We start from the raw sequence: 16,851 nt of genomic DNA, 5'->3' as shown, positions 1-16,851 counted from the left end.
TTAAAAGGATCCTGTGGCGCCAGATACAAACCGAATGGACAAAGAAGCCATACGGGAACAGCTAGGAAACAAAGGTTAGATAGAATGGGAACTAAATTCGGGGTCCAAAGCAAACTCCTTATATCGTTTGCTGTGGTTGGATTGATGGCAGTTATTTCTGCCATCGTGGGGGCTGTATCCTTCAACCAGTTCGGTAACGCGCTTAGCACCATTACCGAAGAAAAACTTCCGCCGATTGCTGCTGCGCAGGCACTGGCAACCGGTAGTGCGGAAATTGTCGCAATCGCTCCGCGTATTGTCGCCGCCAACAATCCGGAAGAAGAAACAGCCATCAACGACGAACTTGCCGTTCGCCTTGAAGAGCTCGGTGCGCAGATCGCCCAGATTGAAGCCACGGGCTTCATGCCGGCTGTGATCGCAAGCATCAATGACAATCGCGCCCTGCTTGAGGACAACCTCAAACAGCTGCACGATGTCACGCAGGAACGCTTCCAGATCAGCGACGAGAAAGCAAGCAAACTCGAAGAGTTCCAGAATCTGGCCAAACGGTACGGCGATACCCTGAAACCGGTATTGTCCTATACCCAGAATGACATCGCACAGGGCAGCGAGTATGCCGCGTCCTTTGCCGATGATCCGTCAAAGAAATACGGCGCGGACAAGGACGAGATCCTTGAGTCCTTCCAGAAATACGCAAGCGCGATTGAAACCCGCAGCCCGATCCTTGATATCGAACGTCTTGGTTCGTCGGCCGCGAACATGATTATCGCCAGCACCACGGAAAACCAGGCCGTGCGGCTGTCGATCATTCCGGTGCGTATTCGCGGGACGTATACCGAGGCGCTCAGCAAACTTGATGAACTTGATAACGATCGCCTAAAGGCATTTTATGTCGATCTGATCGGCAAGATGCAGAAGCTTTCGGTTGGCGATGGCAGCCTGCCCGACCTTCGAAAGCGTGAAATTGAAGCAACCGAAAAGAGCCAGGCACTTGTTGTTCAGAGTGGCGAATATGCCAACGCAATGCGTAACAGCGTTGCCGAGCTAGTTGCCGGCCTGAATGCCGAAGTGGATGAAGCTGCTGCCCAGGCATCGGTTGTCGAGAAACAGAGCCTGACCGCGCTGACCGCTGTTGCAGCGGTTGGCGTTGTGATCTCGCTTCTGATTTACGTTCTTTATGTCCGTGGCAACGTTTTGCGTCGTCTTGGCCTTCTGCAGCAAACCATGGTCCAGCTTGCCGATGGCAATCTTGAGGTCGCGGTTCCGGCCAAAGGCAATGATGAAATCAGCGCCATGGGCCGTGCGGTTGAGGTCTTTAAGAAGAACGCCCTTAAAGTGCAGGAAATGCAGGCCGAGGAAGAGCGTCTTAATCACGAACGCAACGAAGCGCTTCGTGATGAGCTGCTGTCGCTCGCCGATACCCTGCAGAACGAAGTTGAGAGTGCGGTGAATGAAATCGCGGCCCTTGGTGATCAGCTTCAGGGTGTTTCGGGCCAGATGACGTCGAGCGCGGAACTGGTTTCGGGTCAGACCGAAGACGTTGCAAGCTCTGCACAGGAAGCCACCGGCAATGTTGAAACGGTTGCAGCCGCGACCGAACAGCTATCGGCATCGAATGCGGAAATCAACCGTCAGATGGCGGAATCGACCCGTATCTCGAACGAGGCATCCAGCCGCGCACAGGAAACCAACGAACTGGTTCACAGCCTGTCGCTATCTGCAGATCGCATTGGCGAAGTGATCGCACTGATCACCGACATTGCCGAGCAGACCAACCTGCTTGCCCTTAACGCGACCATTGAGGCGGCCCGTGCGGGTGATGCAGGTAAGGGCTTTGCGGTCGTTGCCGCCGAGGTCAAAAACCTTGCCAACCAGACGGAAAAAGCCACCGAGGAAATTTCTGGCCAGATTTCCGGCATTCAGAAAGCCACCGGTGAGTCCGTTAATGCCATCGGCGATATTGGCCGCATCATTGAAAACATCAATGAAATCGCGACCACGATCTCAGCAGCCGTTGAGGAACAGGGTGCAGCCACCGACGAGATCACGCGCAACGTACGAGGGGCTGCGGACCGTACCCGTTCGGTGTCGGCATCGATCAACGAAGTTGCCAATGAAACCAGCAAGACCGGGGAACTTTCCGGTCAGGTTCTGGCCACGGCACAGGATGCTTCGCAGAAGGTTGAAAACCTGCGGTCGAGAATTAACGGTATCCTCGATGATCTGCGCAAGCAGGCGCATGATCGCGCAGCTTCCTGATAATTCTTATATGCTTAAAATCGAAAAGGCCCGCCATTGGCGGGCCTTTTTTGTGACTCGAACACGTAAGAACCTGCCCTCACCCATCCGGCAAGCAATACAGCCGATGAAAAAATGACCTGAATTCAACACCCATCTATATACAGACGTACAGGTTTGGCCGAAAACCCATGATTGCGGCAGGGTTGCTATGTTATAGCTGACCCTAATAATAATAAATCAGGCCCTACTTTACTTCCCGTGATCCTGTTCGGGGCAGGCATCGGGTATCCCCAAAATGTGGCTTGGCAGGGAACAAACGTTCAAACGACGTACATGCATGCGTCGGCACAAGTTGTGTTGACGCTTGTCTCTTTGGTCTATGGGGTAAGTTGAATATGGCTTTAAGTATCAAGCGCGGCGCCAAGCCGTCTTCGCCAAAAAAGAAGAACGTAAAAAAAACGAACAAAGCAGGACTGGGCGTACGTGAAAAACTGGCAGGTGCCTTTTTTCTTGTCGGTCTGATTGCAATCCTCGCCGCGGCCGTATCGGTCTTCTCTTTCACGAAATTCGGCAACCAGCTTGACAAGATTGCCTATGAGCAACTTCCACCAATGTTTGCCGCACAGCAGCTTGCCACCACAAGCGCCAAGATCGTGGCATCCGCACCGCGCATTATTGCCGCCTCGACCGTTGAAGAGGAACAGGCAGTCAAGGCTGATCTGGATGTCATGCTGGCAAATCTTGAGGAAAACCTCACTGTTTTAAGTCAATCTGGCCTGCCTGAAGAAACCCTTGCGGTGATTGAAACCAATGGCCATAGCCTTGCTGAAGCCTTACAGGAACTTCACGACACCACGATTGAGCGTTTTGAAGTTGCTGGCGAGCTATCAGACTCGCTTGGCCAGTTCCAGCAATTGACTAGTAAGTTCAATTCGATGATTCAGCCGATCCTGTCGGCTTCCCGGACCAATATTACTGCCGTCACCAGCCAGGTTCATGACCTGCGTCAGGCAGGTGCCTTCATGACCCAGGAACAGGAAAACTCGATCAAGGGGTTGCTGTTCAAGCTTGATGAATTGATGGCAGCACAGGCCCCGATCCTGGCACTTTCGAACAATGGTGCGGAAATCACCAACACGGTTCTGTCAGCAGCATCTTCGAATGATCGCATGCAGCTTCGCATCATGGGGGTTCAGGTGCGTGGTGCGGTTGGTGTTGTGGCCAACACCATTGCCGAACTGCCCAATGAGAAACTCAAGAAGTTCTATGAAGGTCTTCTGGGCGATATCAAGAAACTGTCGATGGGACGCAAAAGTATCTCGTCACTCCGCAGCAAAGAACTCAAACTTGCTGACGAACAGATCGATATCGTTGAAGACAGTGGCGAATTTGCTGCTGCCATGGAAGACGGCGTGAACACCCTTGTGGCTGATCTTCAGTCCGGTGTTGACGTTTCGGCCGATGCGGCAAGCACGCTGACCCAGCAGAGCTCGTTTGTGATGTATGGCGTTGGCGCAGCCGCAATCGTGATCCCGCTTCTGATCTATCTGGTTTATGTGCGTGGCAACCTTCTGCGTCGTCTGGCCGGCTTGCAGAAATCGATGATTTCTCTGGCTGATGGTGATCTTGAGGCTGCTGTCCCGTCGGGCGGCAGTGACGAGATTTCCGCCATGGGCCGTGCGGTTGACGTGTTCAAGGCAAACGCCATCAAGGTCCGCGACATGCAGGCCGAAGAAGAACGCCTGAACCGTGAACGCAACGAAGCCCTTCGTGACGAGTTGCTGTCACTGGCCGACACCCTGCAGGGTGAGGTTGAAAGTGCGGTGAATGAAATCGCGGCACTGGCAGAGCAGCTTCAGGGTGTGTCGGGTCAGATGACCGACAGTGCCGAACTGGTTTCGGGACAGAGTGACGAAGTTTCGAAATCAGCCGATGAAGCCACGGGCAATGTTGAAACCGTTGCTTCGGCGACCGAGCAGCTTTCAAGCTCGAACGCGGAGATCAACCGTCAGATGGCGGAAACCACCCGCATTTCGAACGAGGCTGCCGAACGTGCCCAGCACACCAACGAGCTGGTCAACAGCCTGTCGCAGTCGGCAAGCCGTATTGGCGAGGTGATCGCACTGATCACCGACATTGCCGAGCAGACCAACCTGCTGGCACTTAACGCCACCATCGAGGCGGCCCGTGCCGGCGATGCCGGCAAGGGCTTTGCGGTTGTTGCGGCCGAGGTCAAAAACCTTGCCAACCAGACGGAAAAAGCCACCGAGGAAATTTCGGGTCAGATCACCGGCATTCAGAAAGCTACCGGCGAATCTGTCAGCGCGATTGGCGAGATCGGTTCGATCATTGATAGCCTCAATGAGATTGCCACGACCATTTCGGCAGCTGTTGAACAGCAAGGGGCCGCTACCGACGAAATCACGCGCAACGTGCGTGGTGCGGCGGATCGCACCCGTGCGGTTTCGGCATCGATTGCCGAGGTTGCCAATGAAACCGGTCGCACCGGCCAACTGTCGGGTGAAGTTCTGACCACGTCGCGGTCGGCATCGGAAAAAGTCAGCGAAATGCGTACGCGTATTTCCGCGATCCTGGATGACCTGCGCCAGCAGGCCCGTGATCGCGCTGCCTGATCAAAACCACATATCTGAAACGAAAAAGGCCCGCCATCTGGCGGGCCTTTTTCTTTGATCGCATCCCTGCGGCCTTGGGTCAGGCGCTGGGCCAGCTGCCTTTGAGACGGCCACCGATACGGACCGATTCAATGCGTTTGGCAAGGCCCGTCTTGTCATCGGTTTCAACGTAAACGCCGCACACCGTCGCCGGGCCTTCTGCCGGTTCGAACCGGCCGGACGGCATTTTGGTGATGAATTTGCGGACCGAGTTTTCCTTTTTCATGCCGATGACGGAATCAAAGTCACCGCACATGCCAACATCGGTTTGATAGGCCGTGCCATTTGGCAGGATCTGGGCATCGGCGGTCGGCACATGGGTGTGCGTGCCAAGCACGAGCGACGCCCGCCCGTCACAGTGATGGCCAAACGCCATTTTTTCTGACGTGGTTTCGGCGTGGAAATCAAGGATCACGGCATCGACATTCTTGCCAAGCTTGTGTTTGGCAAAGAGCTTGTCCGCCCCTTGGAACGGGCAGGATAACGGATCCATGAACAGGCGGCCCATCATGTTGATCACACAGACCTTCTTGCCCGACTTGGTTTTGAAAACGTAATCGCCATTGCCCGGCGTGCCATCCGGGAAGTTCCACGGACGCAGCAGTTTTTCATCTTCGTCGATATAGGCGATGATTTCGCGCTGATCCCAGACATGGTTGCCTGTGGTCAGGACATCGGCACCGGCGGCATAGAATTCCTTGCAGATTTTTGCCGTTACGCCAAAGCCGTGGGCTGCGTTTTCGACATTCACCACCGCGATATCAACCGAGAGACGGTCACGTAGCATCGGGAGCGCTTCGAGCGCTGCCTTGCGACCGGATTGCCCCAGAACGTCGCCAAGATGAAGTAAACGCATTGTGCTTCCTGTTTTGCGTCAGCCAGCAGGCAGACATGTTTCGTTTGATGCACCCTGCCCCGGGACGCATGACCGGCATCACGAAATGGAAAAGGGAATATAAGCGGGAGCCACCGCTGCCGTTGGCCATTTGGTAATTCCTCGTGACCTGCAGGTGCAGGTGGGCGCCGTATAACCAGACCACGGCCTGGCAAGGGACAGCTCCCTAGAGAAATGAGCATCGGCCCCGGGAATTAGCGAACCTGACGAACAGGGCAGCCCCCTTGATGCTGGGTTCTTGATCGCCGCGAACGGCGCATCGCAAACTGTCAGCGACCGGAACTTAGTCTTCGACCATCGGAATTTCAAGTAGATTGCGCGAATTCAGGCCTTGGGAAACGCAGCCATGCAGTCGGCGAATAACCAAGTGATCAGTCTTTGTTCAGACGATCGGCAAGTGCTTCGACCCGTTCGGCCATGCTTTCGATATTGTCCGCCAGCGCATCACTTTCAGCAGCCGAAATACTTCCGGCCTCTGCCGCCGGGCTTGCCGGATTTTTCAGCTTTTCATGCGCCATGCCGAGTTCGTCAGCAATCAGAAGGCTGGTCATGACCAGAAGGCGCTGTTCACCGATCTGGCCAACCGCATCGGAGATTTCCTTGACCCGTTCGTCAACATAACCGGCAAGCGCGTGAATGCGATCTTCCTGACCGTCGTCACATGCGATGTCGTAGCTGCGACCGTTAATGCGAATGGAAACCTGTGCCATGGTTATGCCTGTTTCTTTGCGGGTTCTTCATCAAGGACGAGTTTGAGTTGATCAACAGCCCCGTCAAGGCGGTTTGAAACCGTTTCGGTCGTGCGGCTCAGCCGGTCGTAATCTTCGCGAAGCTCTGAGAGCTGTCCACGCAGGGCTTCGACCTCTGCGGTATCTGCGTTGGCGTCCTGGCTTTTGGCCTCGATCGCCGACTCCGCAACCGTTTCCAGACGTTCCAATGCTGCTTTCAGCCGATCACTTGCCTGTTGCAACCGCGACATGATCCTACCCGAATGTTTGCTGTTTACCCAAATTGCATTGCGCAGACATGACCTGTCTGCTGCGACTCATCTGATGGCGATCAGACCCATCGAAGATGTCATGATCATGGCTGATTTAACATCACAGATTCCGATCAACAACCGTTTTGCCCGATCATGATTGCATCCGAACGCCTCAAGCAGCAGGCGCACTTGGCGAAAATCAGGCGCTACGTGCCCAAACAGATCAGCAAAACCCACAACTGGACACGGCAATTGCCAGTGTGATTAATCTGAATCCGGATAACTTGGCAGTTTTTCGATAGAAGCGGTTGACGTATGCCCCCCGTAAGGGCATCTTCCGCGCGAATTCCGTTAATAAATGGAAAAGTGTTTTCATCGCCCGACCGCGAAACCCCCAGGAACCGCATCACATGACGACGCAAGCAGAACACAACCGCATGGCCAATGCCATCCGCTTCCTCTCGGCAGACGCTGTTGAGAAAGCCAAATCCGGTCACCCGGGCATGCCGATGGGCATGGCAGACGTTGCGACTGTTCTTTATACCAAATTCTTGAAATTCGATCCGAAGCATCCGAACTGGCCGGACCGCGACCGTTTCATCCTGTCCGCAGGTCACGGTTCGATGCTTCTTTATTCGCTTCTGCACCTGACCGGGTACGAAGACTTCGATCTTGATCAGATCAAGAATTTCCGTCAGATGGGCTACCGCACCGCGGGCCACCCGGAATTCGGTCACGGCGAAGGCATTGAAACCACCACTGGCCCGCTGGGTCAGGGTATTGCGACCTCGGTCGGTTTCGCCCTTGGCGAGCGCATCATGAATGCCCGCTTCGGTGACAGCGTTGTCGATCACTACACCTATGTGATTGCTGGCGATGGTTGCCTGATGGAAGGTATTTCGCAGGAAGCCATTTCGATGGCTGGTCACATGAAACTGTCCAAACTCATCGTTCTATTCGATGACAACGGCATTTCGATTGATGGCCCGACCTCGCTTTCGACCTCGGAAGATCACAAGAAGCGCTTCGAAGCCGCTGGCTGGGACGTTCAGCAGATTGACGGTCACGATCCGGCTGCAATCGAAGCTGCCATCGCCAAAGCCAAAACCACCAACACCCCGTCGATGATTGCCTGCAAAACCCAGATCGGGTTTGGCGCACCGACCAAAGCCGGTACCTCGGCAACCCATGGCGCGGCACTTGGTGCCGAGGAACTTGCTGGCATGCGCAAGAAGCTTGAGTGGGATTACGAGCCGTTCGACATTCCGGCTGATATCCGTGATGCATGGCTTGCTGCTGGCGCACGTGGTGCGGATGACTTCAATGCATGGGGCGGTCGTTTCGAGAGCCTCGAAGCAGCCCTTAAGGACGAGTTCGAGCGTCGTATCGAAGGCAAGCTTCCGGAAAACTGGATCGAAGCGTTCAACGACTACAAAAAGCAGATCACCGAAGACAAGCCGAAGGTCGCCACCCGTAAGGCATCGGAGAACGTTCTCGAAGTGCTGACCAAAGCGATCCCGGAAATGATCGGCGGCTCTGCCGACCTGACCGGTTCGAACAACACCAAGACCAGTGTTCAGGCACCGATTACCGCTGATGACGGCTATGAAGGTGCGTATATCTATTACGGTATCCGCGAACACGGCATGGCAGCAGCCATGAATGGTCTGGCGCTGCATGGTGGCGTGCTGCCTTATGGCGGCACCTTCCTGGTCTTCACCGACTATTGCCGCCCGGCGATCCGTCTTTCGGCCCTGATGAACCAGCGCGTTGTTTACGTCATGACCCATGATTCCATCGGTCTTGGCGAAGACGGCCCGACTCACCAGCCGATCGAACATGTCGCGTCGCTGCGTGCGATGCCGAACGTGACCGTGATCCGTCCGGCTGATGCGGTTGAAACCGCAGAAGCATGGGCACTGTCGATCACCAACGAAAGCGGCCCGACCGTTCTTGCACTTACCCGTCAGAACCTGCCGGTTCTGCGGACCGACTATCGTGAAGACAACCTTGTCGCACGTGGCGGTTACGTGATTTCCGATTGCGATGGCGACCGCCAGGTCACCCTGATCGCGACCGGTTCGGAAGTCGAGATCGCTGTTGACGCACAGGCCAAGCTGAAAGCAGACGGCATCAATGCTGCTGTTGTTTCGCTGCCGAGCTGGGAACTGTTTGACGCCCAGTCGCCGGAATACCGCAAGGAAGTTCTGGGCAGCGCACCGCGCGTTGCCATCGAAGCCCTTTCGGTCTTTGGCTGGGAAAAATATGTTGGCGATAACGGCAAGGTTATCGGCATGCACGGATTTGGTGCCTCGGCACCGGCCCCGGTTCTTTATGAGCATTTCGGCATCACCGCCGATGCGCTGGTCAAAGCGGCCAAGGAACTGGTTTAATTTACAGGGCCGGATCGGTAACATGCCGATCCGGCCTTTTTTCTATGGGTTTTGTACCCTAAGCCGTGATTGATACTCCCCAGGTACCAATCATTATAATTTTGGAGGGATGAATGGCTATTCGCGTAGCGATTAATGGTTTTGGCCGTATCGGCCGTCTGGTTCTGCGTGCAATCGTTGAAAGCGGCCGCACCGATGTTGAAGTTGTTGCCATCAACGACCTGGGTGACGTCAACACCAACGCACATCTTCTGAAATATGATTCCGTTCATGGCGTTCTGGCCAATGACGTCAAAGCCGAAGGCGACAACCTCGTCATCGACGGCAAGACGATCAAGGTTTGCTCAGAGCGTGACCCGGCGAACCTGCCGTGGGCCGACCTTAAAGTCGACATCGCATTCGAGTGCACCGGTATCTTCCTTGACGAAGCCGGTGCTGGCAAACACCTGACCGCTGGTGCCAAGCGCGTTCTGATTTCCGCCCCGGCAAAGGGCGACATCAAGACCGTTGTTTACGGCGTTAACTCCGACACCCTGTCGGCAAGCGACATCATCGTTTCGAACGCATCCTGCACCACCAACTGCCTGGCACCGGTTGCAGACGTTCTGAACAAGACCGTTGGCATCACCAAGGGCTTCATGACCACTGTTCACGCCTTCACCGGCGACCAGAACACCGTGGACAGCCTGCATAAAGACCTGCGTCGTGCACGTTCGGCATCGCTTTCGATGATCCCGACCTCGACCGGTGCAGCAAAGGCTGTTGGCCTGGTTCTTCCGGAACTTAAAGGCAAGCTTGACGGTACCGCGATCCGCGTCCCGACCCCGAACGTTTCCATGGTCGACCTGACCTTCGTTGCGGGCCGTGACACCACCGTTGATGAAATCAACGCAGCGATCAAGGAAGCCGCAAACGGTCCGCTTAAAGGCGTTCTTGGCGTTTGCGAAGCACCGCTGGTTTCGGTTGACTTCAACCACAACCCGAACAGCTCGACCTTTGATGCCACCCAGACCCAGGTCATGGACGGCAACTTCGTTCGTATCCTGTCCTGGTATGACAACGAGTGGGGCTTCTCCAACCGTATGAGCGACACCGCTGTCGCCATGGCGAAGTTCCTCTAAGCATCGCTTAGCAAGGGTCAGGACCTACTAATTTGGTTCGAATGGTCGCTCAGATTTGTGCGGATACGCGAAGCAAAACCGCCGGAAGATAACAATCTTTCAAGGTTTTGCGACAAAGTAGCTCGTGCAAATCTGACCGATCCGAAGGACAGAGCTTATATTTGCGAACTCCCGCGTCAAACCCCTTGCGCGGGATGCCGACCCGCCCAGCGGGCTTTTCCTTGGATTTCACAAATATAAGCTCTGCCATTCCAATCAAATTAGTAGGTCCTGACCCTGGATTTTCAAGGTGCCCGAAGTTCTGCTTCGGGCACTTTTCTTTTGCGCATCTTTCCGTCAGTGTTGAGCACCAACACATCAAGCCAAACAGGAGCCCGGCCCGTGAGCCTTCTTTTCAAGGAACTTGATTATCGCCCGACACCGATGGGGGTCTTGAGCCTGCGTCGCCGACGTGAGCTCAGCCTTGATATCGATGTCTATGAAATCAAGCTTGATGAAGAATATCTGATGTCGAGCCTGTTTACAGATGCCGAGATCGCGCTGGCCGACCTTGGCTTGGCCGAACTCGATCGCGATAACCTTGATGTTGTGGTTGGCGGGCTTGGGCTTGGCTATACCGCCAAAGCAGCCCTTGATAATCCCAAGACCGGAAAACTGACCGTTTTGGATACCCTGCCCGAGGTCATTGAATGGCATCAACAAGGGTTGCTGCCACTGGGGAAGCAGCTTTCGAACGATCCGCGTTGTGCGCTGGTGCATGGTGATTTCTTTGCAGCCTCACTTTCCGATACGCCGGGCATGAACCCGGATGCCCCCGAAAAACTGCATGACGCCATTTTGCTTGATGTTGATCATTCACCGGGCAATGTCCTGCATGAAGATCACAAGCGCCTTTACACCACGGATGGCCTGGCAAAGCTTGCCAAACATCTGGTGCCCGGTGGCATCTTTGCCCTGTGGTCGACCGAAATGCCCGAACCGTGGTTTGAAGAAAACCTGAAGTCCGCGTTTGAAACCATCAGGGCCGACGTCATTAAATTCAAGCATCCGCTGATTGACCGCGAAGACATCAACACGGTCTATGTCGCGCGCACCAAGGCATAAGCAAGCACCATGAGCGCCCTGCCCGATCCCGTCATTCGCATTCATGGCATTAACGGTGCGCGATCCGCCTGCCGGATAATGGGGGATCGCGCCTTTGGCTTGCTGTCACCGGATCACGCAGCCCAATCGCACGGGGCGCAGTGGTTTGCCGACCTGATCACGCTGGTGCGTGAAGAGTTTCCGGCAGCGAATGTCACCTCGATCCTTGATTGTAGCGGCCGGGTATCCGGGGCGCTTGCGGCAATCGAGCTTGGGCTTGATGTGGTGATTGTCGATCCGATGCCAGAACCCCAGCTTGAAAACCTTCGGGATATGGCTGATCAGGCCAACTGCATCGTCATGACAGAACTGCCGCGCCGAGAGGCGATTTATCAGATGGCCGACGACCTTTTGCCTGCCCCTGAGCTCGACAAGCGGTTGCACGCGCATCTGGCAGGATAGCCTTGGCAATTGCCAAAGCTTACGTCAAAGGTTACATAACACGCAGGAAATCATCAGGAATTATCATCGTGAATTCAGACGAACTTGCCGGTCTTTATCTTCTGACCCCGCCGAAAATCGATCTTGCACCCTTTGGCGAGAAGCTGAAATCCGTGCTCGATACCGGGGCGGTTGATTGCCTGCAATTGCGCCTGAAGGATGTCAGCGATGATGAAATCCGCAAGGCGATTGATACCATCCTTCCGATGTGTGCGGATCGCGACATTCCGCTGATCCTTAATGACCGTCCCGACATTGCCAAGAAATCGGGCTGCGACGGCGTGCATGTCGGCGAGGAAGATGCCAGCTATGACGAAGCGCGCGCGATCATGGGCGAAGAACACATCGTTGGTGTGTCCTGCTATGACAGCCGCCACAAGGCGATGATCCTTGGCGAAAAGGGTGCGGATTACGTTGCATTCGGCGCGTTCTATCCGACGGAAACCAAGGACGCCAAAACCAGCGTCACGCCGGAAATCCTTGAGATCTGGACGACCTTTACCACCGTGCCATGTGTGGCAATTGGCGGCATCACCGCTGAAAACGTTGCCCCGCTTGTTCTGGCCGGTGCTGATTTCATCGCTGTTACCGGTGGTGTCTGGAACCATCCGGACGGGCCGGAAGCCGGGGCAAAGGCGATCAAGGCAGCAATTGCTGCAACCGATCTCTGATTACTTTTAGTATGCGGCCAAAACTGCTTGGCCGCCAGATGCTTGATCCAAGCCATGCGCGAATGACGGGGTGTTATGCGCGCTATCCCGGATCAATCTGCTTGCAGCAAAACAGCCGAACTGGTAGGTAGAGCGCCTGAAATGGGGCGCTTGCCCCTTATTGCATTGTGAATCTGTGATCTGAAAGAACGGTTTGTGCCATGAAAATCAACGGCAACGAAATCCGTCCGGGTAACCTTATCGAACATAAAGGTGCCCTGTGGCGTGCAGTAAAATGCCAGGCTGTGAAGCCGGGTAAAGGCGGTGCTTTTAACCAGGTTGAACTCAAAGACATTCGTACCGGCACCAAGCTGAACGAACGTTTCCGTGCATCGGAAACCGTCGAAAAGGTTCGTCTTGAGCAGAAAGAATACACCTACCTGTTTGCCGATGGTGACATGATCACCTTCATGGACAGCGAAACCTACGAACAGATCACAGTAAATTCCGACCTTGTTGGCGAAGCTGCTGTCTATCTTCAGGACGGGATGGTTGTAACCATCGAATCCTTTGAAGGTGAGCCGCTTGGCGTAACCCTGCCCGAGCATGTCGTCTTCCAGATCGTCGAAGCCGATGCGGTCGTCAAAGGTCAGACCCAGTCTTCCTCCTTCAAGCCGGCTGTTCTTGAGAACGGTGTTCGTGTGATGGTGCCCCCGCATATTGAATCGGGTACGCGCATTGTCGTGAACACGGTTGAAGGCACCTATATCGAGCGTGCCAAGGACTAAGGGTCTCCCTGCCCGCCGGTTCGGAAAGCGGACCTTCTTTTAATTCAAATTCCGGGAGATATGCCGTGCGAGGCGCCGCCCGTCGTTCTGCGAATATCAACGTGATGTACAAGGCTGTCGAAAAGGCAGCCTATGGACTGAAACGCGACTTCGGTGAAGTCGAGAACCTTCAGGTATCGATGAAAGGCCCGGCAGATTTCGTATCTGCGGCTGATCACCGTGCCGAAAAACGCCTGCGTGAAGAGCTTGAGCGTGCCCGTCCGGGCTATGGCTTCCTTCTTGAAGAAGGTGGCGAGGTCAAGGGCTCCGATCCTGAGCACCGCTGGATCATTGATCCGCTTGATGGCACCACCAACTTCCTGCATGGCATTCCGCATTTCGCGATTTCGGTTGCCCTTCAGAAGGGTGACGAAATCATTGCTGGCATGATCTATGACGTTGCCAAGGATGAGTGCTTCTGGGCGGAAAAGGGCGTTGGTGCGTTCCTTGATAACCGTCGCCTGCGCGTTTCGGGCCGTCGTCGTCTGAACGAATGCGTTCTGGCCTGTGGCGTTCCCCATCTTGGTCATGGCGATCATGCAGCGTTTGAAAAACAGCTGCATTCGGTCATGGATCGTTGTGCTGGCGTGCGCCGTATGGGAGCTGCTGCCCTTGATATGGCTTATGTCGCAGCCGGTCGTTATGACGGATACTGGGAATCTCACCTTAACGCGTGGGATATCGCAGCCGGAATTATCCTGATCTCGGAAGCTGGCGGCTATATCCGCGACGAAAAAGGCGGCACCAACATGCTTGGTACCGGCAGCGTTGTTGCAGCCAACGACTATATCCAGCCGGTGCTGGCCAAAACGCTTAAAAAGGCAATCGCGGGCTAACTCACCGCTTTTGTTACTGTTTTTTGAAAGGGGCGCTTCGCAAATTGTCGAAGCGCCCCTTTTGCATTATCGGTCAAAGCGGTTGTCCATCACCTGTCTCTAAGCTATGGTGCATGGGACTGTGTGGCCCGATTGCGGGCCTGCGGACAACAGGGGGGCATTCCAAAAGATTTGCGGGTGCCTAATGATCGACACAAAACTGTGTGAAATAGAACAACGTTACCAAACGATTTCAAACACAGGGTATTAAGGGGCCTGCGATTTGATGATGGGGTATTCCAAGATTTCGGTGCTTGCGATGACGGCTGCACTGGGCACAACCGTGTTCTTCGGCGCTAACGCATCAGCACAACAATACTCCCCGGTTTCGAATGACAGCAGCGTTCAGGTGAACTGGGACGTTGCCGACGGTTACGGCGGACAGCCGACCGTCCCACAGTATCTTTCCCCGTCTGTGTCACGCGAACATATCGTCATGCCGGGCGGAGACCTGATCTTCCCGGAAACCCGTCCGAAATCGACCTTCCTGGCAGCAGAGCAATTTGCAAGTGCCACTGGCAGTGCCGGTTATGACGGTGGCTTTGAAACCGTTGTCATTGATGGATCGAGTGGCGGCGGCAATGCCTTCCCGACCCAATCCGAATTTTATGGCGTCCCGGGCGTTGCCACAGCATCGCGTACCCCGGCACCTGCACCTGTATCTGCCCCGGCCATGATGGATGATGGTGCAAACCAGACCATCGCGCTGAACCAGCCCGAACCGACTGCCGCACCGCGCAGCAAACCCGCTGCACCGGCAGTTAGCGAAACCAGCAGCTCCAATGCGCCGACACCGTTGACCAAACCGGCCCCTGCGCCGGCAGCACCTGCACCGAGTGTTGCGGAAGCCGCACCGGCAGCAGAACCGGCACCGGTTGAAGAAAACACCGCACCGAGTGCGCCTGCGGCACCGAAAGTCGCCCCGATTTCCGAAGCACCTGCCGCCCCGGCGGCACCGGCACCTGATACCACCCAGTCCGCGCCCCAAATGGCCGCGACGGCAGAACCCGTGACCGAACAGGTTGCACGGGAAGCGCCGGCTGCTGAAGAAGCCGCCATTCCGCCGGAAACTTCGGCACCGGCACCGATGCCGGCCACGGGTGCTGATGAATACAGCCTTGGCTTTGCCGCAGACAGCTTTGAGCTGAGTGCAGCCGCCAAGAGCCAGCTTGATAGTGTGATTGCCTCAATGGGCCAGGATGAAAACCTGCGCATTCAGTTGCAGGCCTATGCCCAGGGTGACGGGGCGAATGCATCCAAGGCACGTCGCCTGTCGCTTTCGCGTGCGCTTCAAGTCCGTTCCTATCTGATTGACAGGGGTGTGCGCTCCACGCGCATTGATGTTCGTGCCCTTGGTGCGAATGTTCCCTCCGGCCCCGCAGATCGCGTCGATATCAAAACCGTTCAACGCTAGGATTAATCCGTTATGAGCAGCAATACGGCCAGTGGTACGGGATCGCTCCCGCCCATTACCAAACCCGGAAGTTATCTGACACGCATGGCAATCTTTGTTGCCATCATTGCCGGCGTTGGCGCCCTGCTGTTCCCGGCCTTGTCTGATGCCTTTATGGCCAACGCTGTTCTCAATGGCCTGATCCTTGGCGTATTTGTGGTAGGCGTTATTTACACCTTCCGCATGGCGGCAAGCCTGTCGCCGGAAGTGACCTGGATCGAGGATTTCCGACGTTCGCGTCCGGGCCTGACATCGCAGGTTCCGCCGAAACTTCTGGCCCCGATGGCCAGCATGATGGCCGAACAGCGCCGCGATCGCCCGCAGCTTTCAACCACCTCGACCCGGACCATCCTTGATTCGATCCGTTCGCGTCTGGATGAAAGCCGCGAATTGTCGCGTTATGTCGTTGGCCTTCTGGTGTTTCTGGGTCTGCTGGGTACCTTCTGGGGGCTGCTTCAGACCGTGAACTCGGTTGCAGGTGTTATCAGTAACGTCAATGTCGGCAGTGGCTCGAACATGGATCTTTGGTTCTCTGAACTCAAAGACGGCCTGTCTGAACCGCTGAGCGGCATGGGCACGGCGTTCTCGTCCTCGCTGTTTGGTCTTGCCGGGTCGCTTGCCTTGGGCCTCCTCGATATGCAGGCCGGTCAGGCACAGAACCGTTTCTTCAACGATCTTGAAGAGTGGCTTTCAAGCTTTACACGCCTTGGTTCGGGTGGCGGCATTTCCGATGGCGAACAGTCTGTTCCGGCCTATCTTTCGGCGCTGATCGAACAGATGGCGGACAATATGGAAGGGTTGCAGAACTCTATCCAGCGGTCGGAAAGCTCGCAGATCAAATCGCACAACACGCTGATTGATCTGGCCGACAAGCTTTCGACCCTGACCGATCAGATGAAGGCCGAGCAGCAATTGATGGTCAAGCTGGCGGAAAACCAGATGCACCTCAAACCGGTTCTTGATCAGCTGGCGGACTCGATGAAGATGGGCAGCTTCGGGATTGATGATAATACCCGTGCCCATATCCGCTCGCTTGACAGCACGCTTGGCCGGATCGGTGAAGAACTGACCATGGGCCGCCAGCAATCCACACAGGAAATCAGAAGCGAGATCAAGCTTCTGGCCCGTACCATCGCCGCCATCGCCGAGGAGGGCTGA

At 55.5% G+C, this 16,851-nt stretch carries 14 protein-coding genes and 1 other RNA gene; 11 read left to right on the top strand and 4 right to left on the bottom strand.

Annotated elements, in window-relative coordinates; translation table 11 throughout:
* Positions 1–84 precede the first annotated feature (84 nt).
* A complete protein-coding gene (locus UF64_RS19705) occupies positions 85–2,259 on the top strand; it encodes a methyl-accepting chemotaxis protein (protein WP_082049696.1) in 2,175 nt (724 codons plus the stop codon).
* Between the two features lie 377 nt (positions 2,260–2,636).
* Positions 2,637–4,874, top strand: coding sequence for a methyl-accepting chemotaxis protein (locus UF64_RS19700; protein WP_052657577.1), 2,238 nt, complete (start codon positions 2,637–2,639; stop codon positions 4,872–4,874).
* A 79-nt stretch (positions 4,875–4,953) separates the two neighbouring features.
* Here UF64_RS19700 and UF64_RS10775 read toward each other — a convergent pair whose 3' ends face one another.
* The 4 genes from UF64_RS10775 to UF64_RS10765 form a co-directional block, all read right to left on the bottom strand.
* Positions 4,954–5,769, bottom strand: coding sequence for a TIGR00282 family metallophosphoesterase (locus tag UF64_RS10775; protein ID WP_044828570.1), 816 nt, complete (start codon positions 5,767–5,769; stop codon positions 4,954–4,956).
* Between the two features lie 103 nt (positions 5,770–5,872).
* Positions 5,873–6,033: non-coding RNA, 6S RNA (ssrS, locus tag UF64_RS19930), on the bottom strand.
* 146 nt (positions 6,034–6,179) lie between these two features.
* Positions 6,180–6,518 carry a cell division protein ZapA gene (locus tag UF64_RS10770; RefSeq protein WP_044828569.1) on the bottom strand — a complete coding sequence of 113 codons (339 nt, stop codon included), beginning with the start codon at positions 6,516–6,518 and terminating at the stop codon, positions 6,180–6,182.
* 2 nt (positions 6,519–6,520) lie between these two features.
* Positions 6,521–6,787 carry a hypothetical protein gene (locus UF64_RS10765; RefSeq protein WP_044828568.1) on the bottom strand — a complete coding sequence of 89 codons (267 nt, stop codon included), beginning with the start codon at positions 6,785–6,787 and terminating at the stop codon, positions 6,521–6,523.
* Between the two features lie 413 nt (positions 6,788–7,200).
* Here UF64_RS10765 and tkt point away from each other — a divergent pair, with 413 nt between their 5' ends.
* From tkt to UF64_RS10720, 9 genes are all read left to right on the top strand, one after another.
* On the top strand, positions 7,201–9,183 hold the full coding sequence (tkt, locus tag UF64_RS10760) for a transketolase (protein ID WP_044828567.1): 1,983 nt from the start codon (positions 7,201–7,203) through the stop codon (positions 9,181–9,183).
* 113 nt (positions 9,184–9,296) lie between these two features.
* Positions 9,297–10,304 carry a type I glyceraldehyde-3-phosphate dehydrogenase gene (gene gap, locus UF64_RS10755; protein WP_044828566.1) on the top strand — a complete coding sequence of 336 codons (1,008 nt, stop codon included), beginning with the start codon at positions 9,297–9,299 and terminating at the stop codon, positions 10,302–10,304.
* A gap of 381 nt (positions 10,305–10,685) precedes the next feature.
* The gene (locus tag UF64_RS10750; RefSeq protein WP_044828565.1) at positions 10,686–11,408 is read left to right on the top strand and encodes a spermidine synthase; all 723 of its coding nucleotides are present in this window, start codon (positions 10,686–10,688) and stop codon (positions 11,406–11,408) included.
* A gap of 9 nt (positions 11,409–11,417) precedes the next feature.
* Positions 11,418–11,849, top strand: a complete 432-nt coding sequence (locus tag UF64_RS10745; protein ID WP_152630668.1) for a hypothetical protein — start codon at positions 11,418–11,420, stop codon at positions 11,847–11,849.
* A 68-nt stretch (positions 11,850–11,917) separates the two neighbouring features.
* The gene (thiE, locus tag UF64_RS10740; RefSeq protein WP_044828563.1) at positions 11,918–12,559 is read left to right on the top strand and encodes a thiamine phosphate synthase; all 642 of its coding nucleotides are present in this window, start codon (positions 11,918–11,920) and stop codon (positions 12,557–12,559) included.
* A 200-nt stretch (positions 12,560–12,759) separates the two neighbouring features.
* Positions 12,760–13,326: an elongation factor P gene (gene efp / locus UF64_RS10735; protein WP_044828562.1), complete on the top strand. Its 567-nt coding sequence runs from the start codon at positions 12,760–12,762 to the stop codon at positions 13,324–13,326.
* 65 nt (positions 13,327–13,391) lie between these two features.
* Positions 13,392–14,201 (top strand): inositol monophosphatase family protein, encoded by an 810-nt coding sequence (locus UF64_RS10730; RefSeq protein ID WP_200892670.1) that lies wholly within the window; start codon positions 13,392–13,394, stop codon positions 14,199–14,201.
* 265 nt (positions 14,202–14,466) lie between these two features.
* A complete protein-coding gene (locus UF64_RS19695) occupies positions 14,467–15,654 on the top strand; it encodes an OmpA family protein (RefSeq protein WP_052657575.1) in 1,188 nt (395 codons plus the stop codon).
* A 12-nt stretch (positions 15,655–15,666) separates the two neighbouring features.
* Positions 15,667–16,851, top strand: a complete 1,185-nt coding sequence (locus UF64_RS10720; protein ID WP_044828560.1) for a hypothetical protein — start codon at positions 15,667–15,669, stop codon at positions 16,849–16,851.

It is taken from the genome of Thalassospira sp. HJ (genome assembly GCF_000948415.1).
GTDB lineage: Bacteria > Pseudomonadota > Alphaproteobacteria > Rhodospirillales > Thalassospiraceae > Thalassospira.
The sequence above is the reverse complement of the archived record's forward strand: the minus strand, read 5'-3'. Positions and strand labels throughout refer to the sequence as shown.